Origin of the sequence: Tropicimonas sp. IMCC34011, assembly GCF_003390865.1 — a bacterium.
In the GTDB taxonomy this organism is placed as follows: domain Bacteria; phylum Pseudomonadota; class Alphaproteobacteria; order Rhodobacterales; family Rhodobacteraceae; genus Tropicimonas_B.
The window spans coordinates 93,752-119,759 of record NZ_QMEJ01000005.1 but is presented as its reverse complement, the minus strand read 5'-3'; the positions used below and the strand labels follow the sequence as shown (position 1 = coordinate 119,759).

Annotated in this window: 26 protein-coding genes, 1 pseudogene and 2 riboswitches; of the genes and pseudogenes, 7 read left to right on the top strand and 20 right to left on the bottom strand. The window is 66.8% G+C overall.

The window, feature by feature from the left end; all coding sequences use genetic code 11:
* Positions 1 to 68: 68 nt before the first annotated feature.
* From DQG15_RS14930 to DQG15_RS14900, 7 genes are all read right to left on the bottom strand, one after another.
* Positions 69 to 1,145 carry a sensor histidine kinase gene (locus tag DQG15_RS14930; protein ID WP_116086584.1) on the bottom strand — a complete coding sequence of 359 codons (1,077 nt, stop codon included), beginning with the start codon at positions 1,143 to 1,145 and terminating at the stop codon, positions 69 to 71.
* 6 nt (positions 1,146 to 1,151) lie between these two features.
* The gene (locus DQG15_RS14925; protein ID WP_116086582.1) at positions 1,152 to 2,603 is read right to left on the bottom strand and encodes an ATPase domain-containing protein; all 1,452 of its coding nucleotides are present in this window, start codon (positions 2,601 to 2,603) and stop codon (positions 1,152 to 1,154) included.
* 142 nt (positions 2,604 to 2,745) lie between these two features.
* The gene (locus tag DQG15_RS14920) at positions 2,746 to 3,990 is read right to left on the bottom strand and encodes an NtaA/DmoA family FMN-dependent monooxygenase (protein ID WP_157969015.1); all 1,245 of its coding nucleotides are present in this window, start codon (positions 3,988 to 3,990) and stop codon (positions 2,746 to 2,748) included.
* Complete coding sequence (locus DQG15_RS14915; protein ID WP_116086578.1) at positions 3,987 to 4,970, bottom strand: ABC transporter substrate-binding protein; 984 nt, start codon at positions 4,968 to 4,970, stop codon at positions 3,987 to 3,989. Before DQG15_RS14915 ends, DQG15_RS14920 begins: the two co-directional genes overlap by 4 nt.
* A complete protein-coding gene (locus DQG15_RS14910; RefSeq protein WP_116086576.1) occupies positions 4,967 to 5,707 on the bottom strand; it encodes an ABC transporter ATP-binding protein in 741 nt (246 codons plus the stop codon). The genes DQG15_RS14915 and DQG15_RS14910 overlap by 4 nt, the downstream gene beginning before the upstream one ends.
* Entirely contained in the window at positions 5,694 to 6,461 is a 768-nt protein-coding gene (locus tag DQG15_RS14905; protein ID WP_116086574.1) for an ABC transporter permease, read from the bottom strand. Before DQG15_RS14905 ends, DQG15_RS14910 begins: the two co-directional genes overlap by 14 nt.
* 54 nt (positions 6,462 to 6,515) lie before the next feature.
* Positions 6,516 to 7,139 carry a YkoF family thiamine/hydroxymethylpyrimidine-binding protein gene (locus DQG15_RS14900; RefSeq protein ID WP_116086572.1) on the bottom strand — a complete coding sequence of 208 codons (624 nt, stop codon included), beginning with the start codon at positions 7,137 to 7,139 and terminating at the stop codon, positions 6,516 to 6,518.
* Positions 7,133 to 7,244: riboswitch (TPP riboswitch) on the bottom strand. It overlaps the preceding gene by 7 nt.
* 180 nt (positions 7,245 to 7,424) lie before the next feature.
* A riboswitch (FMN riboswitch) is annotated at positions 7,425 to 7,557 on the top strand.
* Between the two features lie 68 nt (positions 7,558 to 7,625).
* Here DQG15_RS14900 and DQG15_RS14895 point away from each other — a divergent pair.
* Together DQG15_RS14895 and DQG15_RS14890 are read left to right on the top strand one after the other, a co-directional pair.
* Positions 7,626 to 8,090 carry a 6,7-dimethyl-8-ribityllumazine synthase gene (locus tag DQG15_RS14895; protein ID WP_116086570.1) on the top strand — a complete coding sequence of 155 codons (465 nt, stop codon included), beginning with the start codon at positions 7,626 to 7,628 and terminating at the stop codon, positions 8,088 to 8,090.
* A 119-nt stretch (positions 8,091 to 8,209) separates the two neighbouring features.
* On the top strand, positions 8,210 to 8,818 hold the full coding sequence (locus DQG15_RS14890) for an exopolysaccharide biosynthesis protein (RefSeq protein ID WP_116086568.1): 609 nt from the start codon (positions 8,210 to 8,212) through the stop codon (positions 8,816 to 8,818).
* Between the two features lie 99 nt (positions 8,819 to 8,917).
* Here DQG15_RS14890 and DQG15_RS14885 read toward each other — a convergent pair whose 3' ends face one another.
* The 5 genes from DQG15_RS14885 to ectA all read right to left on the bottom strand — a co-directional run bounded on the left by DQG15_RS14885 (position 8,918) and on the right by ectA (position 13,468).
* Complete coding sequence (locus tag DQG15_RS14885; RefSeq protein WP_116086564.1) at positions 8,918 to 9,358, bottom strand: Cu(I)-responsive transcriptional regulator; 441 nt, start codon at positions 9,356 to 9,358, stop codon at positions 8,918 to 8,920.
* A 346-nt stretch (positions 9,359 to 9,704) separates the two neighbouring features.
* Positions 9,705 to 11,162, bottom strand: a complete 1,458-nt coding sequence (locus tag DQG15_RS14880; RefSeq protein WP_116086562.1) for an aspartate kinase — start codon at positions 11,160 to 11,162, stop codon at positions 9,705 to 9,707.
* A gap of 3 nt (positions 11,163 to 11,165) precedes the next feature.
* Positions 11,166 to 11,564 (bottom strand): ectoine synthase, encoded by a 399-nt coding sequence (locus DQG15_RS14875; protein ID WP_116086560.1) that lies wholly within the window; start codon positions 11,562 to 11,564, stop codon positions 11,166 to 11,168.
* A 6-nt stretch (positions 11,565 to 11,570) separates the two neighbouring features.
* The gene (ectB, locus tag DQG15_RS14870; RefSeq protein ID WP_116086558.1) at positions 11,571 to 12,857 is read right to left on the bottom strand and encodes a diaminobutyrate--2-oxoglutarate transaminase; all 1,287 of its coding nucleotides are present in this window, start codon (positions 12,855 to 12,857) and stop codon (positions 11,571 to 11,573) included.
* A gap of 59 nt (positions 12,858 to 12,916) precedes the next feature.
* On the bottom strand, positions 12,917 to 13,468 hold the full coding sequence (gene ectA, locus DQG15_RS14865) for a diaminobutyrate acetyltransferase (protein ID WP_116086556.1): 552 nt from the start codon (positions 13,466 to 13,468) through the stop codon (positions 12,917 to 12,919).
* Between the two features lie 235 nt (positions 13,469 to 13,703).
* On the opposite strand from ectA, the gene DQG15_RS14860 reads away from it, so the two are divergent.
* The gene (locus tag DQG15_RS14860) at positions 13,704 to 14,210 is read left to right on the top strand and encodes a MarR family winged helix-turn-helix transcriptional regulator (protein ID WP_116086554.1); all 507 of its coding nucleotides are present in this window, start codon (positions 13,704 to 13,706) and stop codon (positions 14,208 to 14,210) included.
* Between the two features lie 4 nt (positions 14,211 to 14,214).
* Here the strand turns inward: DQG15_RS14860 and DQG15_RS14855 are convergent, their stop codons facing one another.
* Complete coding sequence (locus DQG15_RS14855) at positions 14,215 to 15,201, bottom strand: D-glycerate dehydrogenase (RefSeq protein WP_116086552.1); 987 nt, start codon at positions 15,199 to 15,201, stop codon at positions 14,215 to 14,217.
* Positions 15,202 to 15,301: 100 nt separating this feature from the next.
* On the opposite strand from DQG15_RS14855, the gene DQG15_RS14850 reads away from it, so the two are divergent.
* The 3 genes and pseudogenes from DQG15_RS14850 to DQG15_RS18665 form a co-directional block, all read left to right on the top strand.
* Positions 15,302 to 15,895, top strand: coding sequence for an SH3 domain-containing protein (locus DQG15_RS14850; protein WP_232830874.1), 594 nt, complete (start codon positions 15,302 to 15,304; stop codon positions 15,893 to 15,895).
* Between the two features lie 104 nt (positions 15,896 to 15,999).
* Positions 16,000 to 16,554, top strand: coding sequence for a membrane integrity-associated transporter subunit PqiC (locus DQG15_RS14845; RefSeq protein WP_116086550.1), 555 nt, complete (start codon positions 16,000 to 16,002; stop codon positions 16,552 to 16,554).
* Positions 16,551 to 16,786 (top strand): annotated as a pseudogene (locus DQG15_RS18665) (hydantoinase/oxoprolinase N-terminal domain-containing protein); the annotation flags it as partial. The gene DQG15_RS14845 and the pseudogene DQG15_RS18665, both read left to right, overlap by 4 nt.
* A 203-nt stretch (positions 16,787 to 16,989) precedes the next feature.
* Here the strand turns inward: DQG15_RS18665 and alc are convergent.
* Positions 16,990 to 18,009 (bottom strand): allantoicase, encoded by a 1,020-nt coding sequence (gene alc, locus DQG15_RS14835; RefSeq protein ID WP_116086548.1) that lies wholly within the window; start codon positions 18,007 to 18,009, stop codon positions 16,990 to 16,992.
* A 221-nt stretch (positions 18,010 to 18,230) separates the two neighbouring features.
* On the opposite strand from alc, the gene DQG15_RS14830 reads away from it, so the two are divergent.
* On the top strand, positions 18,231 to 19,466 hold the full coding sequence (locus DQG15_RS14830; protein WP_116086545.1) for a urate hydroxylase PuuD: 1,236 nt from the start codon (positions 18,231 to 18,233) through the stop codon (positions 19,464 to 19,466).
* Between the two features lie 24 nt (positions 19,467 to 19,490).
* Here DQG15_RS14830 and arsJ read toward each other — a convergent pair whose 3' ends face one another.
* The 6 genes from arsJ to hppD form a co-directional block, all read right to left on the bottom strand.
* On the bottom strand, positions 19,491 to 20,756 hold the full coding sequence (gene arsJ / locus DQG15_RS14825; protein ID WP_116086543.1) for an organoarsenical effux MFS transporter ArsJ: 1,266 nt from the start codon (positions 20,754 to 20,756) through the stop codon (positions 19,491 to 19,493).
* Complete coding sequence (locus DQG15_RS14820) at positions 20,753 to 21,751, bottom strand: ArsJ-associated glyceraldehyde-3-phosphate dehydrogenase (protein ID WP_116086541.1); 999 nt, start codon at positions 21,749 to 21,751, stop codon at positions 20,753 to 20,755. Before DQG15_RS14820 ends, arsJ begins: the two co-directional genes overlap by 4 nt.
* A complete protein-coding gene (locus DQG15_RS14815) occupies positions 21,748 to 22,569 on the bottom strand; it encodes a helix-turn-helix domain-containing protein (RefSeq protein ID WP_116086539.1) in 822 nt (273 codons plus the stop codon). The genes DQG15_RS14820 and DQG15_RS14815 overlap by 4 nt, the downstream gene beginning before the upstream one ends.
* Before the next feature lie 101 nt (positions 22,570 to 22,670).
* The gene (locus tag DQG15_RS14810; protein WP_116086537.1) at positions 22,671 to 24,083 is read right to left on the bottom strand and encodes an FAD-binding oxidoreductase; all 1,413 of its coding nucleotides are present in this window, start codon (positions 24,081 to 24,083) and stop codon (positions 22,671 to 22,673) included.
* A gap of 87 nt (positions 24,084 to 24,170) precedes the next feature.
* Positions 24,171 to 24,530, bottom strand: coding sequence for a Rieske 2Fe-2S domain-containing protein (locus DQG15_RS14805; RefSeq protein WP_116086535.1), 360 nt, complete (start codon positions 24,528 to 24,530; stop codon positions 24,171 to 24,173).
* 28 nt (positions 24,531 to 24,558) lie between these two features.
* A complete protein-coding gene (gene hppD, locus DQG15_RS14800) occupies positions 24,559 to 25,665 on the bottom strand; it encodes a 4-hydroxyphenylpyruvate dioxygenase (RefSeq protein WP_116086533.1) in 1,107 nt (368 codons plus the stop codon).
* Positions 25,666 to 26,008: the final 343 nt, after the last annotated feature.

Below are 26,008 nucleotides of genomic sequence, written 5' to 3'. Positions count from 1 at the left end.
TGCGCGCCGGGGGAAACTCGACGTCGCCGCGCGGCCCTCGATCACGCCCCCGGAGTACCGGCCCCGGGTCAGCGCGTCTCGTCGCGTTCGTGCAGGTAGGGGGCGCGCAGGCGCCAGATGAGGCCGTCCGGAGCATAGATCATCTCGGCCTCCCCGTTCAGATCGGCGGGAGTAATGGTGCGCAGAAGATCCGTGCCGAAACTGCTCCGCGTCGGCACGGCGACGCGCGGTCCGCCGCTTTCGCGCCATTCGATGAAGAGTTCGGCCGGGTCTCCCTCGACGCGCCACGTCAGGGCCACGCGCCCCTCGGGCCGGCTGAGCGCGCCGTATTTCGCAGCATTTGTCGCCAGCTCGTAAAGAGCCATCGCCAGCGTCATGGCGCCCTTGGACCAGAGCGTCAGATCCGGCCCCTCGTACTCGATCCTCTTCCCGTTATCGCCGAGATAGGCGGCCAGCGCCCGCTCCACGAGCGCCCTGATGGAGGCCGGCGCCGCGTCTCCGCCGCCCAGGAGGTCGTGGGCCGCCGCCAGCGCCCGCACGCGCGAGTCGAAGGCCGCCGCGAAGCTGTCGAGATCCGTCGCCTCGCGCCGGGTGAGGCTGAGGATGCTCAGCACCTTGGACAGAAGGTTCTTCGAGCGGTGGTCCAGCTCGGCGAGGAGGAACCGCAGATGGGACCGGCTCTCGGCCAGCTCCGCGATCTGGTCCCTCACCTTGTGCTGACGTTCCCGCGAGAGGGACTGCGAGCGAAGCGCTGAGCTGATCGTCACCGCGCTGCAGGGGCGTTCCAGGACGATGACCTCGACCCTGGCGCCGCACGCCTCGAGCGCCGCGAGAGCGGGAGGCGGGCGGGAGACGTCGGACAGAAGCGCCAGCACCGGGAGAGCGGACCAGATCGGCTGGTCTGCGAGCGCATCCGCAAGCATCGCGCCCGTCCTGGGTCCCAGACCTTCCTCGGTAACGAGAAGCACGCCGCAATCACCGGCAAGGATACCGTGCAGCGTATCCGGATCGTCTGCTGGTACCGGGATCAGGCCCGCCGCCTCGACCAGCTCACGCAGGACGAAGGCGTCCCGCCCGAAGGGGGCGTGGATGACAACGCGGCGCGCCGTTGTCTCGCGTCCGATGTCCTCCGGCGGTCCGTCCATATCGGCTCACATCACCGAAAGGTGGGGTTTGGAGCGTCTTGCCTCGGAAGCGGACACGACATCGACGCTCCGGTCCCCGATCAGGAGGGTCCGCACCCGCGTCTCGTGATCTCCCTGCCGCTTCTTCAGCACCAGGAGCGTCCGCCGAAGTTCATCGTCCACCCGCTCGTTTCGCAGCAGGATCGCGCTGTCCGCGAAACAGCCGATCTGGATGGCGGGGGAAAGTTCGCCGCCGAGCCGCCCGGCCTCCGTCAGGGTCACGATGGTCAGGACGCCCTGACGCGACAGGTATGACAGCAGCGACTGCATCTGCGTGATCATGTCACTGCCGGCGGGATGGGCGGCGAGAGCGCCGCTCAGGCTGTCGATGACGACGACGTCGACGGATTCCTTCTCTACCAGATCGACGACGGATTGCAGAAATTCGCCGGGGGACTTCTCGGCCGGATCGAAATGGCGCAGGTGGAGCCGTCCGTCCTCCTCCATCTCGCGGATGTCGAACCCGAGATCGGTGGAGCGCTGGCGAAAGACGCCGAGACGCTCCTCGAAGAGGAACATCGCCGCCGTGCTCCCGCCTTCTGCCGCGGCGCTGGCATAGGCGGTGCTGAGGGTGGATTTGCCCGTCCCCGACTCCCCGGTGATCAGACATGTCGTACCGAGGGCAAGACCGCCCGCCATCATCTGGTCCAGTCCCGGGATGCCGCTGGCGACCTCCGCGCTGGTCGCGTGCTCCCGCGTCGCACCGGGCACCACGCGGGGGAAGACGGCGAGGCCGCCGGTCCGAATGGTGAGATTGTGATGGCCTTCGATGAACTTGCGGCCACGCATCTTGGAAACGTGCAGGCGCCGGATCGTCGTGCCATAGTCGGGATTGTCCTGTTCCAGCATGATCGCGCCGTTCACCAGGCCCTCGATCTGCCGGTCCCCGAGGTCGCCGTCGCTGTAATCGAGCATGAGGGCCGTCGCCCCGATGCTCGCGACGACGTTCCGCAGCAGCAGCAATTCGCGGCGATAGGTCAGCGCATCATGAGCGAGCAGCCTGATCTCGAACAGCGAATCGATGACGACCCGTTCGGCCTTCGACTGGCCCACGATCTCGTTGAGCGTGGCGATCGCGGCGGAGAGGTCCGCATCGTCCGGGTTCAGCACCGTCTGCCGAAGGCCGGGCGCATCGGCCATCTGCACGGCTGGAACTGCCTCGATCTCGATTCCGTCCAGATCGAACCCGTGCGATGCTGCGACGCGATTCAGGTCACTCTCGCTCTGGGAGAGGGTCACGAAGAGCGTTTTCTCTCCCCTGTCGCGTCCCTCGATCAGAAACTGAAGACCGAGCGTCGTCTTGCCCGTCCCCGGAGCCCCACCGATGAAATAGATGCCACGGGGCATGAGGCCGCCAAGCAGGACGTCATCGAGCCCCCGAACTCCAGTGGGCAGGACTTCGGCGGCACTCTGGTTCATCCTTCAAACTCCAAGATTCAGAAATTCGGGGCGCTGCCCGTTGAAACAGGGAATATAAAAGCTAGCGGGAAGAATATCTTTCGTAAACTGTGGTCTGGGGATTTTGACGAACCGCCGTCCGGCCCGCGCCGGCAGAATGTACTCAGGGCATGGCGCCAATCGGCCGGCCCCGGTCCAGCGCCGGCATGACGTGCTCCCCGAAGGCCACGATGCCGGCGGGAAGAACCGGCGCCATGACATTGAAACCGTCCGCGGCGCCCGCCGAGATCCACTCGCGCATGACGCCGGCGACGTCGTCTCCCGTGCCCACCACCAGAAGATGCCCGTGCCCCGCCGCGAACCGGGCGAGCGACTGGCGGAGGGTATGCCCCTCCTCCGCCGCGGTCCGGACGAGGAGGCGCGCGCGTGAATTGCTGAAGGTGTTCTCGCCCAAATCGTCCGGCGCATGCGGAAAGGGCGCATCCAGATCATAGCCGTCCAGCGGCAGGCCGATGAAGCGGGCGAGCTTGGCGCGGACGTGCTCGAGGTTCATGTGCCCGGTCATCTCCAGAAGCTGCGCCTCCGCCGCCTCCCGCGTTCCGGCGACGACCGGAACCAGTCCCGGCAGGACCGCGATCTCGTCCGGCGCTCGCTCCGCCTCCCCCGCCAGACGGCGCACCTCCTCGCGGAAAGCCTGCGCCTCCGCGATCCCGGACTGGACGGTGAAGACCTGGCTGGCATGGCGCGCGGCGAAGGCGAGGCCGGTGGGGGAGGAGCCCGCCTGCGCGAAGAGCGGCCATCCGTAGGGCTCGGGGGAAAGGTTGAGCGCACCCTTCATCGCGCCGAACCGTCCCCGTGCCTGCACCTCGCGCGGGGCGCCGGTCAGCCAGCGTCCGCTCGCCTTGTCTGCAACGCGCGTGACGCCGTCCCACCCCTCCCAAAGCGCCTTCACCGCCTCCACGACCTCTTCGGCCATGGCGTAGCGCTCGGATGTCGGCGGCATCTCGTCCAGCCCGAACATGCGGGCCTCCTGGGGGTAGGAGGATGTGACGACGTTCCACCCCGCGCGACCGCCCGTCAGGTGGTGCAGAGAAAGGACGCGCCGGGCGAGATGATAGGGATGGTTGAAGCTGGTGGAGGCGGTCCCGATCAGCCGAAGCCGCTCGGTGGCCCCCGCGATAGCCGCGAGGACCATGAAGGGGTCGAGAGCCTCCGAGGGATGATCGGCGGGCCGGTCCTGGAGGCACATGATATCCCCCAGGAAGAGCCCGTCGAACCCTGCCGCCTCCGCCTCGCGCCCGCAGGCAAGCCAGTGGGACAGCTCCAGCGGCGCCGTGGCCGAGAGGCCCGGCTGCCGCCAGGCCGCCTCGTGGGATCCGAAGCCGAAGACGACGGCGTTGAGGATCACTCGTCCATCCAGCTCTGATCGAACCAGCCCGAGATGTCCCCGATCTCCTCCAGCGTCCCACCATCCGCGCCGGTCAGGACGCCGCTTTCGGCGAGGAAGTTCGCCATGCCGGCGACCTTGGCCTCGTCGATCTCGCCGACCTCCATGCCCTCGGCATCGAGATAGCCGCCGGAGGCGATAAGCTCCATCGAGCCCTTCACCAGCTCCGGGTTCGGGAAATCGCCCGCCTCGATCAGGATGTCCGCGGCCTCTTCGGGATTCTCGGCCGCCCAGGCGTAGCCGCGCTGCGTCGCCTTCATGAAGCTCGCGACCAGATCAGGGTTCTCCGCGAGGAAACTTCCGGTGGTGCCGATGTAGCCGTTCTGCTGCTCGGGAATGCCGTAATCGGCGTAGGTGAAGGACTTCTGGTTGCGGTTCAGAAGCTCGCTGTTGACGCCTTCCCAGGTCGAGACTTCGAGCGTGAAGTCCACGGAACCGTTCGCGAGCGCCTCGTAGGCCCCGGTGCCGAGGGTCACGGTGTCGAAGGTCGGATCGCCGCCATCGGCCTCGATCATGGTCGAGATCAGCGCATCCTCCCACTTGGTGCCGAAGCCGGCATAGGTCTTGCCGGAGAGGTCCGCGGGACTGTCGATGTCGTCGTTGTCCGCACTGTAGACGAGCCGGCCCGTCTCCTTCTGCATCGTGACCCAGAGCGCGACGATGTCCGCCTCGGCGGCACGGGTGCTGATGAAGCTCAAGGAGGACATGTAGGCGAAATCGGAAACGCCTGCCGCGAGGAGCGCGGTGGAGGACGAATCCGAGTAGGGCAGGATGTCCACCTCGAGGCCGGCCTCGTCGTAGTAGCCGTTCTCCTCGGCGACGATGAAACCGATATGGTTGGTGTTCAGCGTCCAGTCGAGCGCGAGGGACACCTCCTGCTGCGCATGGGCGGTCAGGGGCAGCGCGAGCGCCGCGGCCAGGATCGGGGCGGTGGTCTTCATGTCTCGTCCTCCAGAAGCAGTGATTTGAGATCGGTGCGGATCCGGGCCAGCGCGGCCTCGTCCCGGCCCGAACGGGGGGTGTCGATGGGAATGTCGCGAATGATGCGGCCCGGCTTCGCCGCCATCACGAGGATGCGGTCCGCCATCTGCGTCGCCTCGTACAGATCGTGCGTCACCATCAGGACGCCGCGGGGCGTCTCCTCGAGCCGGGCGCAGAGCCAGTCCTGCATCCGCAGCCGCGTCACCGCATCAAGGGCGGAGAACGGCTCGTCGAGCAGAACGAAGCGGCTGTCCTGGACGATGGTGCGCAGGAAGGCGGCGCGCTGGCGCATGCCGCCCGAGAGTTCGGACGGAAACCGGTCCTCCCAGCCGCCGAGGCCGAAGGCCGGGAAAAGCGGCGCGACGCGGGCGCGCGCCTCGGCGCGGGAGGCGCCGGCGATCTCCAGCCCCATCGCGGCGTTCTCGGCGACGGTCAGCCAGGGAAAGAGCGTGTCCTGCTGCGGCTGATAGGAAATCGCGGGGTGCGGCGTCGCGATGGGGCTGGCGTCGAGACTGGCGCGCCCGTCGGCCTCCATCCCGGGCGGCAGGACCCCCGCGAGCCACTTGACGACGGAAGTCTTGCCGCAGCCCGACGGCCCGATCAGGCAGGTGATGCGCCCTTCCTCGAGGCTCAGGGAGACGCGCCGGACCAGGTCCGCCCCGTCCATGCGAATGGTGAGATCCTCAAGCGCCAACATGGCCGGCCTTTCGATATCTGCGCCCGGTCAGTCGCTCGACAAGCAGCAAGAGCCCCAGAAGGAGCAGCGTGAGCGTGGCCGAGACCACCACCGCGGACAGCACCAGGTCTGCGCGGAAACTGTTCTTGGCCGAGAGGATGTAGATCCCGAGCCCCCGCCGCGCCCCGGCATATTCCGCGAAGATCGAGGCGACGACCGCGTAGGTCGCCGAAATCCTGAGCCCGGCGAAGAAGGGCTCCCGCGCCGTGGGCAGCGTCGCCCGCCGGAACACGTCCCACCGCCGCGCCCCCATCGAGACGAGCTGATCGCGGAAGGCCTGCGGTGTTGCTGCGTAGCCGGAGAGCAGGCTGACGAGCATCGGAAAGAACGTCACGAGGATGACCAGGAGGACCTTGGGCAGGAGCCCGAAGCCGAACCAGAGCACCATCAGGGGCGCGAGCGCGACGATGGGCACCGTCTGACTCGCCACGAAGAGCGGCATCGCCCCCCGCTTCAGCCACGGCGTGAAGTGCAGCGCGACGGAGACCGCGAAGGCGAAGACGACCGAGGTGGAAAAGCCGAGGGTCGTGACCGAAAGGGTGGAGAGCGCGTGCCCGGAGATCGGGCCGCGCTCCGTCCAGAGCGCCCGGACGATGTCGGACGGTGCCGGAAGGACCAGCGGCGAGACCTCCGAGGCCGCGCAGTAGCCTTCCCATGCGAGAAGGACGGCCAGCGCCAGAAGGAGGGGCGGCAGGATATGTCTGAATGCGGCCATGATGGATCGCGCCGGGAAGGGGCCGCCCCTGTCAGGGACAGCCCGTTCCCGCGCTCAGGCCGCGGAGGCTTTGGGGCTGGGGCTGTTCGCCGATGCCGTCAGGTCGATCGTGACGTGACCCTCGGCCGGCCCGAAGCGCAGGAACGCCTCGCGGATCGCGGCGAAGACAGCGCCCGCATCGCCCCGAAGCCGGGTGCAGAAGTTCTTCGACTTGAGGAAGACGCCGGTCTCCTTGAGGAAATCGATGCAGCCGTAGATCTCGTCCATGTGCCGATCCTGCCCCAGCACGTAGAGCGAAAACTGCACGTCGATGGGCGCGCCGAGATCGGGCGCGTCGGCCACCGCGGCGGCGGCGATCCGGCGGCGTTCCTCGAGCGACTTGTCCTGCGCCTCGACCAGCGCCTCGCAATGGCAGGAGGGATCGTCCGGCTCGCCGGGGCAGCCGCGGGAGAGGGTGACATGCATGGTCACGTGCTCGCCCGAGCGGGTCGCGGCGGCGAAGAGATCGCGCATCGCGCCCGTCAGCGCCTCGGGCGGGCCGACCATGAGGGTGGACATGTCGTCCGTCTCGATCCTCAGATCCTCGCGGTAGGGATCGAGCGCCCCGAGGGAGGACATGATGACGTCCACGAAACCGGACGTCATGGGGTAGAGGGACACTTGCGCGCCAATGAACATCTTAGAGACCTCGCTCCGCTGGAATTACCCAGATCAGCTTTGAAGGGTTCGTGCGGCATCCCGCACATCTCAGCCCCGCTTGGCGGAGCACCCCCGGTGGATACGGGGCGGAACATGAACTCGTGTAAAGGGAGTGTAAAGGGGGCGCGCAGGAGGGCGCAAACGCCGGACGTGAGCCTCCGCGCCTGAGACCGAGCGTCGCGGTCGGCCCTTGGAGCGTCGCTCTGCACACGTTCTGCGCGGCTCTGCTCTCTTGCGTGACGCGGGGGCCATCCCTAATCTTCCTGTCATTCTCAGGGCGGGGTGAGATTCCCCACCGGCGGTGACAGCCCGCGAGCGCCTCCGAGGTTTCGGAGGGTCAGCAGATCCGGTGAAATTCCGGGGCCGACGGTCATAGTCCGGATGGGAGAGAATGAGGCCACCGGCTTGTCCGGCCGTCTTGTGACGCTCTGGGATTTTGGCTTGTGACAAGGATCCGAGAGAGCAATGACAAAATCCCTCACCTTCGCCTTCATCAAGGCCCGCTGGCATGCGGACATCGTCGACCGGGCCCATGACGGGTTCGTCCAGCGCCTCGCCGAGCTCGACGCCTCCGCCGAGGTCCGCGCCTTCGACGTTCCGGGCGCGTTCGAGATGCCGCTTCTCGCGCAGCGCCTTGCCGCGACCGGCGAGTACGACGCCATCGCCGCCGCCGCGCTCGTGGTCGATGGCGGCATCTACCGGCACGATTTCGTCGCGCAGGCCGTGGTCTCCGGATTGATGGACGTTCAGCTCAAGGCGGACGTGCCCGTTCTGTCCGTCTCGCTGACGCCGCACCACTTCCAGCCGACCGAAGAGCATGTCCGGTTCTTCTCGGAGCATTTCGTCAAGAAGGGCGCCGAGGCTGCGGACGCGGCCTTCGCCATTTCCCGGACGAGGCTCGCCGGGGGCGCGGCTCGCGAGGCTGCGTAAGCGGACCCGGCGCCGGGCCTGCGATCCCGGCGCCTCCCCGTCCGAATGTCGACCCATTCGGAACCTCCGGGGACCGCGGCAGGTTCGGCCAGTCGACGACGCGCGAGGCAGGAGACGGGATGACCGAGAACACACATGCGGTCGAGGACATCTTCGACCGACTGGACGACGCCGCCAAGCAGTCTGACTCCGTGTCCGTGGGCCGGCTCGTGGAGGCCTTCGGCGGACGCGGTTGGGGGCCGCTCCTGTTCATCCCCGCCATCGTCGAAGTGTCCCCCATCGGAGGCATCCCCGGCGTTCCGACCTTCCTGGCCCTGATCATCGCGCTCTTCGCGGTTCAGATCCTGGCAGGGCGGGACAGCATGTGGCTGCCCTCCTTCATTTCCAACCGCTCCGTGTCGTCCGACAAGATGCAGGGCGCGATGGACAAGATGCGCCCCTTGGGCCGCTGGCTCGATCGATGGTTCGGCCCGCGTCTTTCTTCGCTGACGACCCGCTGGGTCCGGCGTATCTCGGCCGCGGTGATCCTGATGCTCTGCGCGATCGTGCCGCCGCTCGAACTCGTTCCGTTCGCAAGCACCGCTCCCATGGCGGCGATCGCCATGTTCGGCCTGTCGATGACATTGCGGGACGGTCTTCTGATGGCCATCGGCTTCGTACTCTCTCTCGGCGCGGCAGGCATCTGCGCCTACTTTCTCCTCGGATCCGGCATGGGTTTCGGAGGCTGAGGATCACAGCACGAAGACCCCGCCGCCACGAACCTGGCAGCCGCGACACGAAGGCGGACCGTCCGGCCGGAAAATGGCGGCGGGACGGTCGGGGTCCGATTAGGCCTCTTCGCGGCTGCGGACTGGCCGGGCCGAAGTCCGGGGCGACTGTCCTGGCTGATCCGCGATCCCGTCGAGGATCGGGCAATCGGGCCTGTCGTTTCCCTGGCAGCGGGACACGAGGTCACCCAGCGTTCGGCTCAGGGCCTGAAGTTCCTCGATCTTCGCGGCGATCCGCTCCAGATGCGCATCCGCAACGCGCTTGACGTCGGCGCTGGCGCGGTCCCGGTTCTCGTAGAGAGACAGAAGGGACCGGCAATCCTCGATTGAAAAGCCGAGTGAGCGGGCGCGAGCCAGAAAGGTCAGCTTGTGTGTGTCGGACCCGCTGAAATGGCGGTATCCGTTGCTGCTGCGGCCGGGCGATACAAGCCCGATATCCTCATAATACCGGATCGTCTTCGCCGGCAGCCCGCAAAGGGCCGAAGCGTCCTTGATATTCATCAACTGCTCCATACAACTTCACGTATACGGCGAGTCAACTCTGCTTCGGGCAAAAGTTCCCTGCCGATCCTGTGAGGTGGACGCGAAGTCCGGATTCGCGCGAGATGTCGCAAGCGAACACTTTATGCTGTTGAGGTAAACCTCAACTACTGGGTGATGCGATCCGGCAGGCAGATCATCCAGAAGATGCAGGCCCTCGCCCTCGCGCCAGTGACTACCGCTGCCCTCTCCCCAAGCCTGAGCCGGCGCGTGTCCCCTGGCGGCCCGCCGGCGCCCCTGCTGAACGCGAAACGGGCCGCTCCATCGCTGGAACGGCCCGTGTTTCAATCAGGCGGGATCGTACCGGTCAGGCGACCTGCAGGACCTTCTTGTCACCGGACTTCGGCACGGCGGCGCTGTCCTGCGTGCCCTCGATCAGTTCGGCGTGAAGCGCGGCCACCGCCGGCTCGAGCGCGTCGCGGTCCATGATGAACTGCACGTCCACGTTTCGCGGGCCCTGCGAGGCGCCGATGGTCTCCTGCCCCGCACCCGCAATCGCGGTCAGGCCGCGGGTCAGGACGGAAAGTCCGTTCATGTCCCGCCCGATGACGGACACCATGGAGAGCGGCCGCGAGGAAATCTTGGCGGAGGGGTAACGCGCCTCCAGATCCCGCTCGACCGTACGCATCACCGACAGCGAGGCGTCGACGTAGTGCGTGATCGTGTTGGCGTTCGAAACCTTGGACACGATCCTCACCTGATGCTTCGTCAGCACGTCGAGGATGGCCGCGTCGTAGCCCTTCACACCGACCATGTCCTGCTCGAACAGTTCGAGGGCGACGATGTCGATGCCGGTCACGATTTCAGCCGCAGGCGTTTCCGCGGGCTGATCGTCGATCAGCGTGCCCGGGTCGTGGGGCTCGAACGCATTCGTCACCCGCAACGGCACATTGGCCTGACGCAGGGTTTTGGCGGCGTTCGGATGGATCGCCTCCATCCCCATGTTGGAGAGCTGGTCGGCGACGTCGTAATTCGTCCGGCCAAGCTTGCGCACCTTGTCCGCGCCGACCAGCCTTGGATCGGCGGAGGAGAGGTGGAACTCCTTGTGGATGATCGCTTCGCGCGCGTCGATGAGCGCAGCCAGGCGGGAGAACGTGACCTCCGAATAACCCCGGTCGAATTCGCGCATCAGACCTTCGGTGCACTGGGCATAGCCGGTCACGATCGGCATCTCGGTCGAAGGATCGACGCCGTCCATGGCGGACGTCAGGCGCTCCTCGAGGGTACGCTCCTTCTGATCGCGCCAGCCGGTCAGGTCGACGAGCCGGGCATTGACCCCAGCCCGCTTGAGCAGAAGCTGCATGACCATCGCCGAATGCGCCTCACCAAGACCCGAGAGCAGCTCGCGGATCTCGAGCAGGTGTTCGGACAGGCGGAAGTGGCCATACGAGCAGAGGCGCTGCAAGTCGATCAGGCAGTTCCGTGCGCCATCGACGCGTTCGCGGACGAAGGCGTTGGCCGTCTCGAGGTCGCCCGAATTCGTCAGCAATTCGGAATGCGCGGCGACCATGGCCTCCTCGACCTTCAGCAGCGCGTCCTGCCAGCCGGGTCCGCCGGATGCATGGGCGAACTTGGCGAAGACGCCGGGATCACCGGTCTTCTTGTGCTCCAGCAGCAGGTCGGTGATGCCGCCGAAGGCGGAGACGACGAAGATGCGGCCGTAGAGGTCGTCCCCGTCTCGAGAACCGACGATCAGCGTATCGCGGATTTCGTCGAGGCGGGACATCGACGTCCCGCCGATCTTTTCAACGGTATGGGAAGACATGGCTCAGGCAGATTCCAGATCTTCAGGGGCGGCGTAGGATCCATCCTCGCGGTGGACCTCGGTGCCTGTGACGGGCGGATTGAAGCAGCACGCCATGACGAGCTCCTCCTCGGAGCGCAGGATGTGCCGGTCGTGCAGGTTCAGAGCGTACATCACGCCGGGGGTGATCTCATGCGTCTCGTTCGTGCCGAGATCGGTGATCGAGCCCTTGCCGGAGATGCAATAGACGCTCTCGAAGTGGTTCTTGTACTCGAACGTGTGCTCCGAGCCCGCCTTTAGCGTCGTGATGTGGAACGAGAACCCCATCTTGTCGTCGGCAAGCAGCATCCGGACTGACGTCCACTCAGCGTCGCTGACGGCGCGGTCGGTGTCTTTGAGGTCGTGGAAGTTGCGTACGATCATGTCGGATTACTCCGCGGCAATGGTGTGGGAGGCGGTGCAGGTCTCGGTGGCGGCCTCGAGCGTGGCGAGGCCGGCCTTGAACTGCTCCATGGGCGTGGTGAGCGGCGCCAGGACCTTGACGACTTCGTCATCGCCGCCGGAGGTCTCGATGATCAGGCCGTTGCGGAACGCCTCGGCGCAGATCTTCTCGGCAAGCTCGCCGGACGTGACATCGACGCCCTGCATCATGCCGCGGCCCTTGAGATAGGCGCCGGGGATGCGGTCCGCGATGCGCTGTAGGCTCTCGGTCAGGACCTTGGCCTTCTCGGCGATCTCGGACTTGAAGCTGTCATCGGCCCAGAACTTCTCCAGCGCGACGCGTGCGGTGACGAAGGCATGGGTGTTGCCACGGAAGGTGCCATTGTGCTCGGCGGGCTTCCAGATGTCATCTTCAGGGCGGATCAGCGCGATCGCGAAAGGCAGGCCGAACCCGGACAGCGACTTCGCAAGCGTGATCATGTCCGGCTCGATGCCCATCTCGTCGAAGGAGAAGAAGCTGCCGGAGCGGCCGATCCCGGCCTGGATGTCGTCGACGATCAGCTTGGCGCCATGCTTCTTGGCCAATTCCGCGATGCCGCGCACCCATTCGGGGCTGGCCGCGTTCAGACCACCTTCGCCCTGAATCAGCTCGACGAGGAACGCCGCCGGGGCATCCACGCCGCTGGAGGGGTTCGACAGCATCGCATCGAGGATGGCGAGCGTGTCGATATCACCGAGAGACCGCTCATAGGGCATCCGCGTGATGTCGTTGAGCGACACGTCGCCGGAGCCCTTCCGTTTGCCCGCATTGGCCGTTGCCGCAAGCGCTCCCAGCGTCATGCCGTGAAAGCCGTTGGTGAACGCGATGACGTTCTTCCGACCGGTGGTCTTGCGCGCGAGCTTAAGGGCGGCCTCGACGGCATTCGTCCCGGTGGGACCGACCATCATGACCTTGTGGTCCATCCCCCGCGGCTTGAGCACGAGACGCTCGAAGGTTTCGAGAAAAGCGGCCTTCTCGTCGGTGTACATGTCCAGCGCATGGGCGATGCCGTCACCGGTGATGTGCTCGATCAGCGCCGTCTTCATGTCCGGGTCGTTGTGCCCGTAATTCAGCGAGGAGCAGCCGGAGAGGAAGTCGGTGTATTCCCGTCCCTCGGCATCTGTCAGCGTGGAGCCCTTGGCCTTGGTGAACGTGGTGTCGAAGGAGCGGCAATAGCTCCGCACATCGCTCTCGCGACGATCAAAAACGGGGTCGTGGGTCCTAGCCATAGTCATGGGGACCTCCTTTCGGACTTTGATGATGTTCCGGCGGCGGTAGCGGTGCGGTGTCGCCGTTAGGCGACGGCGCGCAGCTCGCTCCTCTTCCGGGGAATCGTGATCGAAAGCATGTGCTCAGTGGCCGCCTGGCCATCGAAGTGAGCTTCCTTCTCGAAATGCGGCTCATGGGTCAGCTCGCCACCGATCGAACGGGCAAAGCTGCGAAAAAGGCCCCATGAGGCATCGTTGGATTTGGTGATGGTCGTCTTGAGCAGATCGACTTCCTCGCAGACGTCGCGGGAGATCAGGTGCTTGAGCATGCGCTTGCCGAGGCCGAGACCGCGGGCCTGCTCGCCAACGGCGACCTGCCATACGAAGAAGGCGTTCTCGCCGGGAATGATGTGACCGGAGATCCAGCCGACGATCTCACCGTCGAGTTCGGCGACGACGCACGTATCGCTGAAGTGGTCCGCCTGAATCAGGTTGCAGTACATCGAGTTCTCGTCGAGCGGCTTGCAGGCGCGCACGAGGTTCCAGATGTCGGACCCGTCTTCAGCTTCGGGCTTACGGAACACGGGCTTCCGAGTGTCCGCATCCTTTTCAGTTTCACGTGACATGTCCTTGGGCATGGCGCCGTCTCCATTTGCTTCGAGGGGTGAACTACCATCTCCGCGAAAAAGTTCAAGCTATCGAAGTAAACTATGTAAATTTTTTAACTAGACTTTACGTTCAGAGCGGCGTTCCGCCCGGTAAACCTTCAGCCAGAAACGAAGTATTAACCGGTTTTTGCTTAGCTTTCTCGAAGTTCAGCACGATTTGCTTCGTCTATTGAAGTACCTTTGCGAAATGTGGCACGTTTGTTCGATGTCAATGTCGATCCCCGACCGGACGGATGCGAGTCTCATCGCGTTGCGCCGGATTCTGCGTGCCACCGAAATCTATGCGCGAGACCTCGCGCAATCGGCGCAGCTTACGCCGTCGCAGCTTCGTTTGCTCCAGGTCGTGTCCGGCACGCCCGGCTCCTCAACGACGCCCACCGCGATCGCGATGCAGATGGGCGTGAGCCAGGCGACGATCACCGCGCTGATCGACAAGCTCGCGAAGCGCGATCTCGTCCGGCGGCAGCAATCCCAGACCGACCGGCGCCAGACCAATGTCACCATCACGGACGAAGGCAACGCCGTGGTGGACAACATCCCGGACGCCCTTCAGCAGCGCTACGTCAACGCGTTCACGGCGCTGGAGGACTGGGAGCAGGCGCAGCTCATCGCGTCGCTGGAGCGGGTCGCCGCGATGCTGGACGCGCAGGAGATCGACGCGTCTCCGATCCTGACCGCCGGAGACATTTCCCATAGCGCGAAGGTGCGCTGACGCCTCAGAGCGTCGAGGGCAGGACCATGTCCGGCGGGCGATGCCCGTCTGCGAAAGTCCTGATGTTGACGATCACCTTCTCGCCCATCTCGATTCGCCCCTCTCGCGTGGCTGAGCCCATATGCGGCAAAAGAACGACGTTGGGCAGCTCCCTCAGGCGCGGGTTCACGCCGGCGCTGCGCTCGTGCACGTCGAGGCCCGCCCCCGCGATCTCCCCTGTCCTCAGCATCCGGGTCAGCGCGTTCTCGTCGACGATCTCCCCGCGGGAAGTGTTCACGATGACCGCATCGCGCTTCATCAGCCTCAGCCGCCGCTCGTTCAGGAGGTGCCAAGTGGACGGTGTGTGCGGCACGTTGATGCTGACGATGTCCACGCGTGACAGCATCTGATCGAGGCTCTCCCACCACGTCGCCCCCAGCTGCGTCTCCGTCTCGCGGTGCAGGCGGCGGCGGTTGTTGTAATGCACCTCGAGCCCGAAGGCATGCGCCCGCCGCGCGATGGCCTGCCCGATCCGGCCCATGCCAAGGATGCCGAGCTTGCGCCCGCCCAGGCGGCCGCCGAGAAACGCGGTCGGGGACCAGCCGTGCCACTCCCCCGTCCGCATCGCCGCGAGCCCCTCCGGAATGCGCCGCGTGACGGAGAGAATCAGCGCCATCGCCATGTCCGCGGTATCTTCGCGGGAGACCCCGGGCGTGTTCGACACGACGATGCCGCGCTCATGCGCCGCCCCCACGTCGATATTGTCGACGCCTGCCCCGTAATTGGCGATCAGTCTGAGCCGCTTGCCCGAGCTTGCCAGAAGTTCGGCGTCGATCCGGTCGCCGATCGTGGGCACCAGCACATCCGCCCGCGCCATCGCGGCGGCCAGCGCATCGCGGTCCATCGGACCATCCTCATCGGGCAGATCGAGGTCGAAGAGTTCGCCCATGCGCGCCTCGACCGGTTCCGGCAGGCGTCGCGTGACGACAACACTCAGGCGCTGGTGCGGCATTCGGCGGCTCCCGATCTTTTCTGCATCTGTCCGTCTGTGCCAGAGTTGCACATAACAGGAGGCGCGGGACAAGCGCCCGTACGAGGGGACAGACGCAGTGATGAGACAGACGTATCTCGATCGATTCCGCCGCAGCATCAGGCCCGCATTCGGCGCGCCGCTGGCCATGGTTGCGCTGATGGCGTCCATGGCCGCCACCCTGCCCGCCGGCGCGCAGGTGCCCGGCAGCGGAGAGACAGTGATCGAGGCCTCGGCGACGCAGGAGCGCCGCGGCTCGGTGACGAACCTGCCGATCCCGCGCTATGTCTCGCTGAAGGCCAGCGAGGGCAACGTGCGCCGGGGCCCGTCGCTGAATCATCGGATCGACTGGGTGTTCAAGCGGCGCTCCATGCCGCTCCAGGTGACCGCGGAATACGGCCATTGGCGCCGCATCCAGGACCGCGACGGGGCGGGCGGCTGGGTTCACTACTCCCTTATCTCGGGCGTGCGCACCGGTCTCGTCGACGAGGACATGGTCCCGCTCTTCGCGCGCGCCGATACCGGCGCCCCGATCCTCGCCCGCCTCGAAGCGGGCGTCATCGCCCGCCTGATGGAATGCGACGGCACGTGGTGCCGGGTGAATGCCGGCGGCTATCGCGGTTGGCTGACGGAGAGTTCCATCTGGGGTCTCGATCCCGGCGAACAGCTCGACTGATTCCGCCGCCTCACGCTCCCGGCATCTCCGGCCCTGCCTGCCCTTGTAGGCGGCAGGGCATCCACTATGCTCGACCGCTGATCCACCCGGAGGCTTCAACCGTCATGCGTCACGCCGCTCTTCTGGCCTTCGTGGCCCTTCTCGCTGCCTGCGGCGCCGATCCCGTGCGGTTCGCCGCGCCGCCCGCCGCCTCGGGTGAGCGGGTCGCCATCGGCTTCTCCTCCATCGAAGTGCGGGAGGTCTCGATGCCGGCCTACGCGCAGGGCGAGGAAATCTGGCGCGAATCGCCCGAGGGCGCGCTTGTCAGCGACCCCGCCGTGCTGTGGGCGGACCTTCCGCCCCGCGCTGTGACGCTGGAGCTTGCCCGTCAGCTCTCCGCTCTGACCGGCGCCCGCATCGCCGCCGAGCCGTGGCCGTTCCGGGACTACCCCGGCGCCGTGCTCGAGGTGCGGGTGGACGAGTTCGTCCCCGGCGCTGACGGACGCTTCCGCCTGTCCGGGCAGTATTACGTCGCCGCCGAAGAGGGTGGCCGGGACCGCACCGGCACCTTCGCGACCGCCGCGCCCCTCTCCCCGGAAGCCGGCCCGCGGGAGATCGCGGCGGCGCGCGCCGTCGCCGTTCGGGACCTTGCCCGCCTGATCGCCGAGAACGGCCTCTGAACCGCGCACCGGACGGGTCCCTTGCCACGTCCAAGCTGCTCTCGGAGAACCCCGAGCACTACGAGGATGCCGCCGTCGAGGGCATCGGGCCCTGGGGCTCGGCGTCGGGGAGCCGATCCCGGAGGGCCGCGTCGGCACGGTCAAGATGGGCGCCACCGTCGCCACGAACGCGCTTCTTGAGCGCAAGTGCACGCCGACGCTTCTTCTGATCACCGAGGGTTTCCGGGACCTGCCGGTCGCCTGCAGCCGGAACGCGGTGGAACTGCCGGACGGGAGCGTCCGCGACCTTGCCGGCAATGACCGGGCGGACCTCCCCGCGGGCGCCGTCTTCGTCATGGAGACCCCCGGTGGCGGCGGCTGGGGAGAGCCCGACTAGACAGGGTGCGGTGTCCTGCGCAGAGAGCCCCCCGATCGGTCGCGCGGCCTGCCCGAACCTCAGCTCCTGACTGGCCGTCCGAAGATGCGCAGCCGGGACACGCCGCCATCGGGAAGGATGTTGAACCTCACATGGGTGACGGGGCCCATCTCGTGCAGCTCGCCTGCGAACCGGTGCTCGGCGTCGGGCCCGAGCTTCACCTCCGGCAGCAACGTCTTCCAGAACATCGAGTCGGTCACCAGCGCGTCGGTGAGACCGTCGCCGAAGCTGGTGAGGTCGGCTGCCTGCATGGAGCAGCGGTCGGGGTAGTTGCCCTTGAAGTGCGCCGTGTCGACGAGAAGTTCCTCGATCTTGCCGCGCGCGCCGAGGGCGATCACAGCCCAGTCGTAGCCGGGTTCGCGGCGGCGGCGCGTCTCCCAGCCGTCGCCCATGTCCCGGCCACGGCCGGGCGCGAGAAGGCGGTTGTAATCGCCGTAATGCGCGTCCGAGAAGGCAAGGATACGGCCGCCGTTCAGGGCCGCGCAAAGGTCGATGCGCTGGCCGCCCGTGGTATCGTCCAGTTCCGGCACGCCGAAGACCCGGAACCGTGCGACGCCGCCATCGGGGTAGATATGCAGCCGCAGATGGGTCCAGCTTTCGTAGTTCTCGCACCGGAAGAAATGGTGACCGTCCGGGCCGAGGGGGCGGTGGGGCAGGATGTCCGCCCATTTCGTCTCTTCGGTCACGCCCTCGGGCGCATAGGCCGCCTCGACGCGGGCCGCGGGGGCGTAGTTGCCGGTGAAATGCGCGGTGTCGATGTCGAACCCGAGAACGCGGCCGGCCGCCGCGAGCTTCACCGTCGCCCAGTCGTGTCCGCCGTCGCGGCGGCGCTGGCTTTCCCAGCCATCCATCCACTTGCCGTGCTCGTCGAACTTGCCGGGGATGAAGATGGGGGGCGCATCGTCCAGCATGCGGGCAGCCGGGGCGAAGAAATCGTTCGTCGCGTTCTCCACCCGTGCGCCGAGACCGGCGGATGCAAGGTTGATGCCGGTGCGAGCGTAAAGCGGCACATCGGGATTGAGCTTTTCGATCGTGGGCATCTGGGCTCCGGGCACGGGACAACGGGGGGCGACGGACTGGGGGCCGGACGCCGCCATCCCGGCGTCGCGCGGGCGTCCAGTGCCCGATCACGGTGTTAGACGAATGCCCGCTCGCTCGGCAAGTCTCGCGCTCGCCCGGTCTGCCCCGAGGAGGCGTGTTGCCTTCGCCCTGCCCTCCGGCGCATCCTCCTGCGGCAGAACGATAACGGGAGACGCAAGGTATGGTGGGCGGCGCATTCTATCTCGACTGGCTCGAATTCGCCGTGCGCTGGACGCATGTCATCGTCGCCATCGCGTGGATCGGCTCGTCCTTCTACTTCATCGCCCTCGATCTCGGCCTCAGGCGGCACGACGCCCTGCCGAAGGGCGTCGGCGGCGAGGAATGGCAGGTCCATGGCGGGGGCTTCTACCATATCCAGAAATACATGGTCGCGCCCGGCCACATGCCGGAGGACCTGACCTGGTTCAAATGGGAGAGCTACGCGACCTGGCTCAGCGGCGCAGCGCTCCTGATCGTCGTCTACTGGCTCGGCGCCGAACTCTATCTCATCGATCCTGCCGTCGCCGATCTCGCCGTCTGGCAGGCCGTCCTGCTCTCGGGCGGCTCGCTGGTGATCGGGTGGCTCATCTACGATGCGCTGTGCAAATCACCTGTCGGGCAGAGCCCCACCGGGCTGATGCTGCTTCTCTTCGTGCTGCTTGTCGCGATGTCCTGGGGCTACACGCAGATCTTCTCGGGCCGCGCGGCGCTCCTCCATCTTGGAGCGTTCACAGCGACGATTATGTCCGCCAACGTCTTCCGGGTGATCATCCCGAACCAGCACATCGTCGTCGGCGATCTGAAAGCCGGCCGCACGCCCGATGCGAAGTACGGCAAGATCGCCAAGCAGCGCTCGACGCATAACAATTACCTGACGCTGCCCGTCCTGTTCCTGATGCTGTCGAACCATTACCCGCTCGCCTTTGCCAGCGAGTTCAACTGGATCATCGCCAGCCTCGTCTTCCTGATGGGCGTGACCATCCGGCACTTCTTCAACACCCTGCACGCGACCGGCAAGGGCCCTGCCTGGACCTGGGCCGCGACCGCGATCCTCTTCGTCATCATCGTCGCGATTTCGGTCTATCCGATCCTGAAGGACGACCAGTGGGAGGAGACGGCGATAACGCCGCGCGCCGAGCGCTTCGCCGCCGCGGAGCATTTCGATGCCGCCTTCACCGCGATCCAGGGGCGCTGCGCCATGTGCCACGCGCCCGAACCCTCCTGGCCCGGCATCGCCGCACCGCCCAAGGGGGTGAACCTCGTCACACGCTCCGCCGTCGCGACGCTGGCGAGCGATATCTACCTGCAGGCGGGCGTCACCCATGCGATGCCGCCGGGCAACCTGTCGCAGATGGAGGACGAGGAGCGCGCGCTCATCCGCGCGTGGTACGAGGAAGGCGCCTACGGGGAGGGCTGAGGCCTCCTCTCGTCAGGCCCCCGGTCAGGCCGGCGCAGGCATCCGGTGGCCCACCAGCCGCCCTGCCCCGACGCGGCTGAGAAGGACGAGCAGCGCAGCCGACCCGAGGCAGAGCGGCAGGCCGCCGATCTGGTAGGTCAGCCCGGACAGCATCGTGCCGAGGAGCCGTCCTGCCGCGTTCGCCATGTAGTAGAACCCCACATCCATCGTCACCCGCTCCGAACTGGTGAAGGCGAGGATGAGGTAGGAATGGAGCGAGGAGTTCACCGCGAAGACCGCGCCGAAGGCGAGCAGCCCCGCCACGAGAGCAACGGTCAGCCAAGGCGACGGGCCGGGCGAGAGGAAGACGAGCGCGGCGAGGAGCGCGGGGATCACGGCCAGCCATCCCGCCCAGCGCCGCGCCTCCCTCACCAGGTCCCGCTCCGGCCGCGTCGCCGCCTCGAGGAGCCGGGGCGCGGCGCCCTGCACGCCGCCGTAGAGGATCGTCCAGACCGCCATGAAGCTGCCAATGAGGAAGAACGCGGCGCGGTTGCCGTCCTCCGAGCCGTCCGACAGGACAGCGTAGAAGTAGATCGGGATACCGACGACGAACCACACGTCCCGCGCCCCAAAGAGGAACAGTCGCGCGGCGGAGAGCCAGTTCACGTCCCGGTCCTTGGACAGGATATCGGACACCTTCGCCCCCTTCCGCCCCCGCGGCAGCCCGGTGGGCATCTTCAGCGCCAGCGCCACGAGGATCAGCGCCAGCACGGCGGCCATGGCGAGCACCGATTGCACGAAGCCGAGTGTGGCGAGAAGGCCCGCGCCGGTGAGAAATCCCACGCCCTTCACGGCGTTCTTGGATCCCGTCAGCACGGCGACCCAACGGAAGAGACCGCCCCGCCCCGTCGGCGCCAGCGTCTTCACCGCCGATTTCGCGCTCATCTTGGAGAGGTCCTTGGCGACCCCCGAGGCCCCCTGCACCGCCATGACGTAGGCGACCGAGGGCCAGAGCGCCCATCCCGGATCGAGGGCAGCCAGCGCGAGGAGGGCCAGAACCTGGATCGAAAGGCCGGCAAAGAGCGTCGACGTCAGCCCGAAGCGCGCGGCGATCCAGCCCGCGGACAGGTTGGTCACGATCCCCGCCACCTCGTAGAGCAGGAAGAGCCAGGCGAGCTGCACCGGAGAAAAGCCGAGCGTGTGGAAATGCAGAAGGACGAGCATTCGCAGGGCACCGTCCGTCAGCATGAACGCCCAGTAGGCCGCCGTCACGGCGATATAGGCGGACAGGCCCTCGGGCCGGGCGCTCACAGGCTGGCCCCTACCATCCGCGCGACATCCGCGAGGCGGTGCGCGTAGCCCATCTCGTTGTCGTACCACACGTAGAGTTTCACCTGCGTCCCGGCGACCACCATCGTGGACGCCGCATCGACGATGCCGGACCGCGTGTCGTTGACGTAATCGGCGGAGACGAGCGGACGCGTCTCATAGCCGAGAATCCCCGCGAGCGGCCCTTCGGAGGCGGCGCGGAGCATCTCGTTCACCTCTTCGGCGCTCGTCTCCCGCGCCACTTCGAAGACGCAGTCGGTGAGCGACGCGTTGAGGAGCGGCACGCGGACGGCATGGCCGTTGAGCTTGCCCGTGAGCTCCGGAAAGATCTGCGTGATCGCGGTGGCAGAGCCCGTTGTCGTCGGGATCAGCGAGTTGAGCGCGGAGCGGGCGCGGCGGAGATCCTTCGCCGGCCGGTCCACCATCGTCTGCGTGTTGGTTACGTCATGGATCGTGGTGATGGAGCCGTGGCGGATGCCGAGGCCCTCGTGGATCACCTTCACCACCGGAGCGAGGCAGTTCGTCGTGCAGCTCGCGGCGGTGACGATGCGGTGGGCGCCCGGATCGTATGTCCCGTCGTTCACACCGTAGACGATGTTCGCAGCGTTCCCGTCCTTCACCGGCGCACTGACGACAACCTTGCGCACCCCCGCCTCGAAATAGGGCGCGAGCTTGGCCTCGCTCTTGAAGACACCGGTGCAGTCGATCACCACGTCGACGCCGCCGAGCGGCAGATCCTCGATCCGGCGCTCCCGGTGGACCGGCAGCCGCCGCCCGTTCACGATCAGGCTCTCGTCGTCGGCGGAAAACTCGGCAGGCCAGCGGCCGTGGACGCTGTCGAACTCCAGCAGGTGCGCGTGCATCGCGGGATCCCCCGCCGCGTCGTTAATCCAGGCGATCTCGGCTCCGCTTTCGAGCAGAGGCCGCAGGGCGAGCTTTCCGATCCGGCCGAGGCCGTTGAGCGCGTAGGTGGTCATGCCGGAACCGGCTCCTTGGCGAGAGTGTCGAGGTGGTGCTGCCGCGACAGCCGGTCCAGCGTGTCGAGCGGCAGGGCGGCGAAGGCGAAGATGCGGCGGCGGAGACCCTCATGGACCTCCCGGAAGGCAAGATGACGTTCGGCCTCGGTCCCCTGCGCGAGGACCGAATCGGGCATCCCCCAATGCGCGGCGACAGGATGTCCCGGCCAGGCCGGACAGTCTTCGTTTGCGGCCCGGTCGCAGACGGAGATCACGAAATCCATGCGCGGCGCGTCCACCTCACGGAAAATCGCCGCGTCCTTGGGATGAAGGGCGGAGACGTCGTGGCCACCCTTCCGAAGGAGATCCAGCGCCATCGGATGCGCCTGCTCACGAGGCCGGGTGCCGGCGGAAAAGGCGGTGAAGCGGTCCCCGGCCTCCTCGCGCAGGATCGCCTCGGCCATCAGGGACCGGGCGGAGTTGCCGGTGCAGAGAAAGAGGACGTTGTAGCCACCGGCGGGCGCAGGCGCACGCACTGAGAGGTCGGCGCACCGGTCGGCCCGGCCCCGGCAGCAATCCTCCACGAGGTAGGAGACCAGCGCGCCGGCTTCTGCTGTCCTCGCGCTGTAGAGGAGCGACCTCCCCTGCCGCGTCTGATCGATCAATCCGGCCTGTCGCAGCGTGCTGAGGTAAGCGGAGAGGGTGTTCTGCCTGACCGCCAGCGCCTCCCCGAGCTCACCGGCAGGAACGGCGTCCGGATACCGGCGCATGAGCAGGCGGAAGAGCGCAAGGCGCTGCGGATGCGCGAGAGCGCTGAGCTGATCCAGAATCATTTCCATATTTCTCGATATGTCGAAATATGGACCAGCTGGCAAGTCTCGATGGAGCATGCCCCGTCATAGACGCGCCCTGCGACACCGTGATGACAGACGGCGGAAGATCAGCTTACGAGAACACCCCGCCCGAGGCGCCCGCGGGGATCGAGCGCCTGCCGGATGGTTCGCATTGCCTCGAGCTGGGCCGGATCCTTACGCTTCGCCAGCGTCCCGGTCTTCACCCGCCCGATGCCGTGCTCGGCGCTGTAGGATCCTCCCATGTCGGCGAGGATATCGAGGAGTTCGCCGGTGGCCTTATCTGCCCGGCCCTCGTCCCATGACCCGCCATCCGCGGCGGAGAGGGAGTAATGGATATTCCCGTCCCCGAGATGACCGACAACGAGCGGCTGAAGCCCTGCCGCCTCGGCGACCTCTCCGGCGCGGCGCAGGAAATCCGGAACGCCGGACAGGGGAAGAGCGGCGTCGAGCACCGTGAAGGGCCCCCGCGCGACGATCGACTCGAGCACAGCCTCCCTCAGACGCCAGAGATCGCGGCGCTGCTGCTCGGAGGTTGCGAAGAAGCCGTCCTCGATCTGTCCCTCCTCCATGAGCGCCTCGATCTCGGACAGCATGATCCGCTGAAGCGCGACCTCGCCGGTCTCGTCCTCCTCGGCATCGGCAGGCCGCGTGGAGGCAAGCTCGACGAGTATGCCGCACTCCGCCGTCTGCTCCAGCGGCGCGCGCAGGGACGGGTCGTGCTCCCGGATCGCTTCCACCATCGGCCCCGGCATGTACTCGAACGCCTCGACGAGACCGCCGCTGACATCCTGCAAGCGGTTCAGGACATCCAGCGCCCCTTCGACCCGGGGCAGCGCAAGGAAGGCGGTGCTGCGGACCCGTGGCGTCGGCACGAGCTTCAGAACGGCGCCGGTGATGATCCCGAGCGTCCCTTCGGAGCCGATCAGAAGGTTCTTCAGGTCATAGCCGGTATTGTCCTTGCGAAGTCCGGTCAGGCCGTGGACGACCTCCCCCGACGGCAGAACGGCCTCGATCCCGAGACAGAGATCCCGCGCGTTGCCGTAGCGCAGGACATTGGACCCGCCGGCATTGGTCGCGAGCGCCCCGCCGATCATCGCCGAGCCGCGCGCGCCGAACATAAGCGGATAATCGAGCCCGTGCTCGGCGACGGCGTCCTGAAGCGTCTCGATGACGAGACCGGCATCGACCGTCGCGGTGCGCGCAGCGGGATCGATGGCACGGATCCGCGTCATGCGCTTGAGCGAGAGGACGATGCCGTCGCCCGCCTCGTCAGGCACGCTGCCGCCCGAGACGGAGGTGTTGCCGGACTGCGCTATGATCGGAAGATCGAGCGCTTGGGCCGCCTTCACCACCGCCGCGACCTCCGCGGTATCCCCCGGAAGGAGCACGGCGCGGGCGCTGCCCTGCCATTGACCGGTCCAGTCCCTCAGATGCGGCGCCATGTCCTCCGCGCCGGTCAGCACATTCGCCGCGCCGACGATCTCCGCGAACTCCTTCATGGTCGCGATCTCCTCCTCCGAATGTCACAGACGTGTCTTCCCCGAACGGGCCCCCGAGGTCCATCCCCCGCCCGGGGCCCGCACGCTTCAGCCTTGAGCGACGATCACCTCGCCGCCGCGGATCTCGATCGGAACAGGGATGAGGGCGCAGCCCGCGCCATAGCCGCCGGTCCCCTCCCCTGTCGACGCATCGAAGCGGGCGTCGTGGTTCGAGCAGCGAAGCGAGACGCCGTCCGGCGACAGGATGCCGGACGAACGCCAGTCGAGCGGGAGGTGCTGATGCGGACACGCGTTCACGTAGGCCCGCAGGCCGCCCGCAGACCGCACGAGAAGAACCGGAAAGCCGCCGAGATCGCAGCCGAGAACCGGCCCCGTCACCTCCGCTTCGAGGCAGATGCGGGAACCGGGTTCAGGCGCGGAGGGTATGGCCCGCCATGCGTCGCTCACGTCTCGCGTCGCCCCTCGGGGCCCGCGATCACTCACCGGCCTTCAGGACGCCGCGCTGGATCTGGTCTTCCTCGATCGACTCGAACAGCGCCTTGAAGTTGCCTTCGCCGAAGCCGTCGTCGCCCTTGCGCTGGATGAACTCGAAGAAGATCGGGCCGATCACGGTCTTCGAGAAGATCTGCAGCAGGACTCGTGTCGTACCGCCGTCGACGACGCCCTCCCCGTCGATCAGGATGCCGTGCTTCTGCATGCGCTCGAGCGGCTCCGCGTGGTCCTGCACTCGCGCGTGCGACATCTCGTAGTAGGTCTTGGGGGGCGGCGGCATGAACGCGATGCCCTTCTCAGCGATCTGGTCCGTCGAAGCGTAGATGTCCTCGGTCGCGACGGCGATGTGCTGGATGCCTTCGCCCTTGTATTCCTTGAGGTATTCCTCGATCTGGCTGTTCTCGTCGGCGCTCTCGTTGATCGGGATCCGGATCTTGCCGCAGGGCGAGGTCAGCGCGCGGGAAAAGAGCCCGGTCTGCTTTCCCTTGATGTCGAAGAAGCGGATCTCGCGGAAATTGAACGCCTTCGAATAGAAGTCGTACCAGGTCGACATGTTGCCGCGGGCAACGTTGTGGGTGAGGTGATCGAGGTAGTAGAAGCCCGCGCCCTCGGGCTTGGGGTCGCGCTCGCCGAGCCAGTCGAACTCGGCCTCGTAGCAAGAGCCGCCCTCGCCGTAGGTCTCGACGAAGTAGAGCAGCGAGCCGCCGATACCGATCACGGCCGGAACGTTCAGCGTCTTGTCGGAGCCGGTATATTCCTCCGCGCCGTAATCCACCGCGCATTTCAGGGCGTGCTGGGCGTCGACCACGCGCCAAGCCATGGCCGGGGCGCAGGGACCGTGCTCGCCGACGAAGCGCGCGGCATGGGTGTCAGGCTCGCGATTGACGATGTAGTTGATATCGCCCTGACGATAGAGGGAAATGTCGCGGGTCTTGTGACGCGCGACCTCGGAATAGCCCATCTGCTCGAACAGGGCCTCGAGCTTGCCGGTCTCGGGATGGGCGAATTCGACGAACTCGAACCCGTCGGTGCCGGCAATGTTGACGTCATCGATTTTCGCCTTGGGGGCGTCATGCGGAAAGGGACCCATGGCGGACTCCTCCTGATCTGAAGTCGCGCTGACGTGCCCTTACGCGACGAACGAGATCCCGGCCCGCGGGGCCCGGCGCCGTGCTGCGAGCCTTGGGAAGGGTCGCGTGGTTCCGGACGCATCGATGATGCATCCCGTCTGCCCTCTCGTCAACACTCCGCCCGGAAGGGCGCCGAAGCGGCGGGTCCGCGCCGCGCCGCCGCGTCCGCAGGCCGTCCACCTTGTCATTGGCGCAGGCGCGGGGCAGTACTCCCCCCGCGTAGCCGGACTGGACCCGGGAGCGAGCGCCCCATCCGGCGCCCCCGCGGTTCAGCAGCCATCTTGCAGGTGACAGTGCAGACAG

Coding starts and splice junctions, on each gene's coding strand:
- DQG15_RS14875 (WP_116086560.1), bottom strand. CDS start 11,564: ATGATCGTACGCAACTTCCACGACCTCAAAGACACCGACCGCGCCGTC.
- DQG15_RS14845 (WP_116086550.1), top strand. CDS start 16,000: ATGCGTCACGCCGCTCTTCTGGCCTTCGTGGCCCTTCTCGCTGCCTGC.
- DQG15_RS14890 (WP_116086568.1), top strand. CDS start 8,210: ATGACCGAGAACACACATGCGGTCGAGGACATCTTCGACCGACTGGAC.
- DQG15_RS14915 (WP_116086578.1), bottom strand. CDS start 4,970: ATGAAGACCACCGCCCCGATCCTGGCCGCGGCGCTCGCGCTGCCCCTG.
- DQG15_RS14880 (WP_116086562.1), bottom strand. CDS start 11,162: ATGTCTTCCCATACCGTTGAAAAGATCGGCGGGACGTCGATGTCCCGC.
- DQG15_RS14905 (WP_116086574.1), bottom strand. CDS start 6,461: ATGGCCGCATTCAGACATATCCTGCCGCCCCTCCTTCTGGCGCTGGCC.
- DQG15_RS14860 (WP_116086554.1), top strand. CDS start 13,704: ATGTCAATGTCGATCCCCGACCGGACGGATGCGAGTCTCATCGCGTTG.
- DQG15_RS14910 (WP_116086576.1), bottom strand. CDS start 5,707: ATGTTGGCGCTTGAGGATCTCACCATTCGCATGGACGGGGCGGACCTG.
- DQG15_RS14815 (WP_116086539.1), bottom strand. CDS start 22,569: ATGGAAATGATTCTGGATCAGCTCAGCGCTCTCGCGCATCCGCAGCGC.
- DQG15_RS14900 (WP_116086572.1), bottom strand. CDS start 7,139: ATGTTCATTGGCGCGCAAGTGTCCCTCTACCCCATGACGTCCGGTTTC.
- DQG15_RS14830 (WP_116086545.1), top strand. CDS start 18,231: ATGGTGGGCGGCGCATTCTATCTCGACTGGCTCGAATTCGCCGTGCGC.
- DQG15_RS14810 (WP_116086537.1), bottom strand. CDS start 24,083: ATGAAGGAGTTCGCGGAGATCGTCGGCGCGGCGAATGTGCTGACCGGC.
- ectB (WP_116086558.1), bottom strand. CDS start 12,857: ATGACTATGGCTAGGACCCACGACCCCGTTTTTGATCGTCGCGAGAGC.
- ectA (WP_116086556.1), bottom strand. CDS start 13,468: ATGCCCAAGGACATGTCACGTGAAACTGAAAAGGATGCGGACACTCGG.
- DQG15_RS14925 (WP_116086582.1), bottom strand. CDS start 2,603: ATGAACCAGAGTGCCGCCGAAGTCCTGCCCACTGGAGTTCGGGGGCTC.
- hppD (WP_116086533.1), bottom strand. CDS start 25,665: ATGGGTCCCTTTCCGCATGACGCCCCCAAGGCGAAAATCGATGACGTC.
- DQG15_RS14885 (WP_116086564.1), bottom strand. CDS start 9,358: ATGAATATCAAGGACGCTTCGGCCCTTTGCGGGCTGCCGGCGAAGACG.
- DQG15_RS14895 (WP_116086570.1), top strand. CDS start 7,626: ATGACAAAATCCCTCACCTTCGCCTTCATCAAGGCCCGCTGGCATGCG.
- DQG15_RS14930 (WP_116086584.1), bottom strand. CDS start 1,145: ATGGACGGACCGCCGGAGGACATCGGACGCGAGACAACGGCGCGCCGC.
- DQG15_RS14850 (WP_232830874.1), top strand. CDS start 15,302: ATGAGACAGACGTATCTCGATCGATTCCGCCGCAGCATCAGGCCCGCA.
- alc (WP_116086548.1), bottom strand. CDS start 18,009: ATGCCCACGATCGAAAAGCTCAATCCCGATGTGCCGCTTTACGCTCGC.
- DQG15_RS14820 (WP_116086541.1), bottom strand. CDS start 21,751: ATGACCACCTACGCGCTCAACGGCCTCGGCCGGATCGGAAAGCTCGCC.
- DQG15_RS14855 (WP_116086552.1), bottom strand. CDS start 15,201: ATGCCGCACCAGCGCCTGAGTGTTGTCGTCACGCGACGCCTGCCGGAA.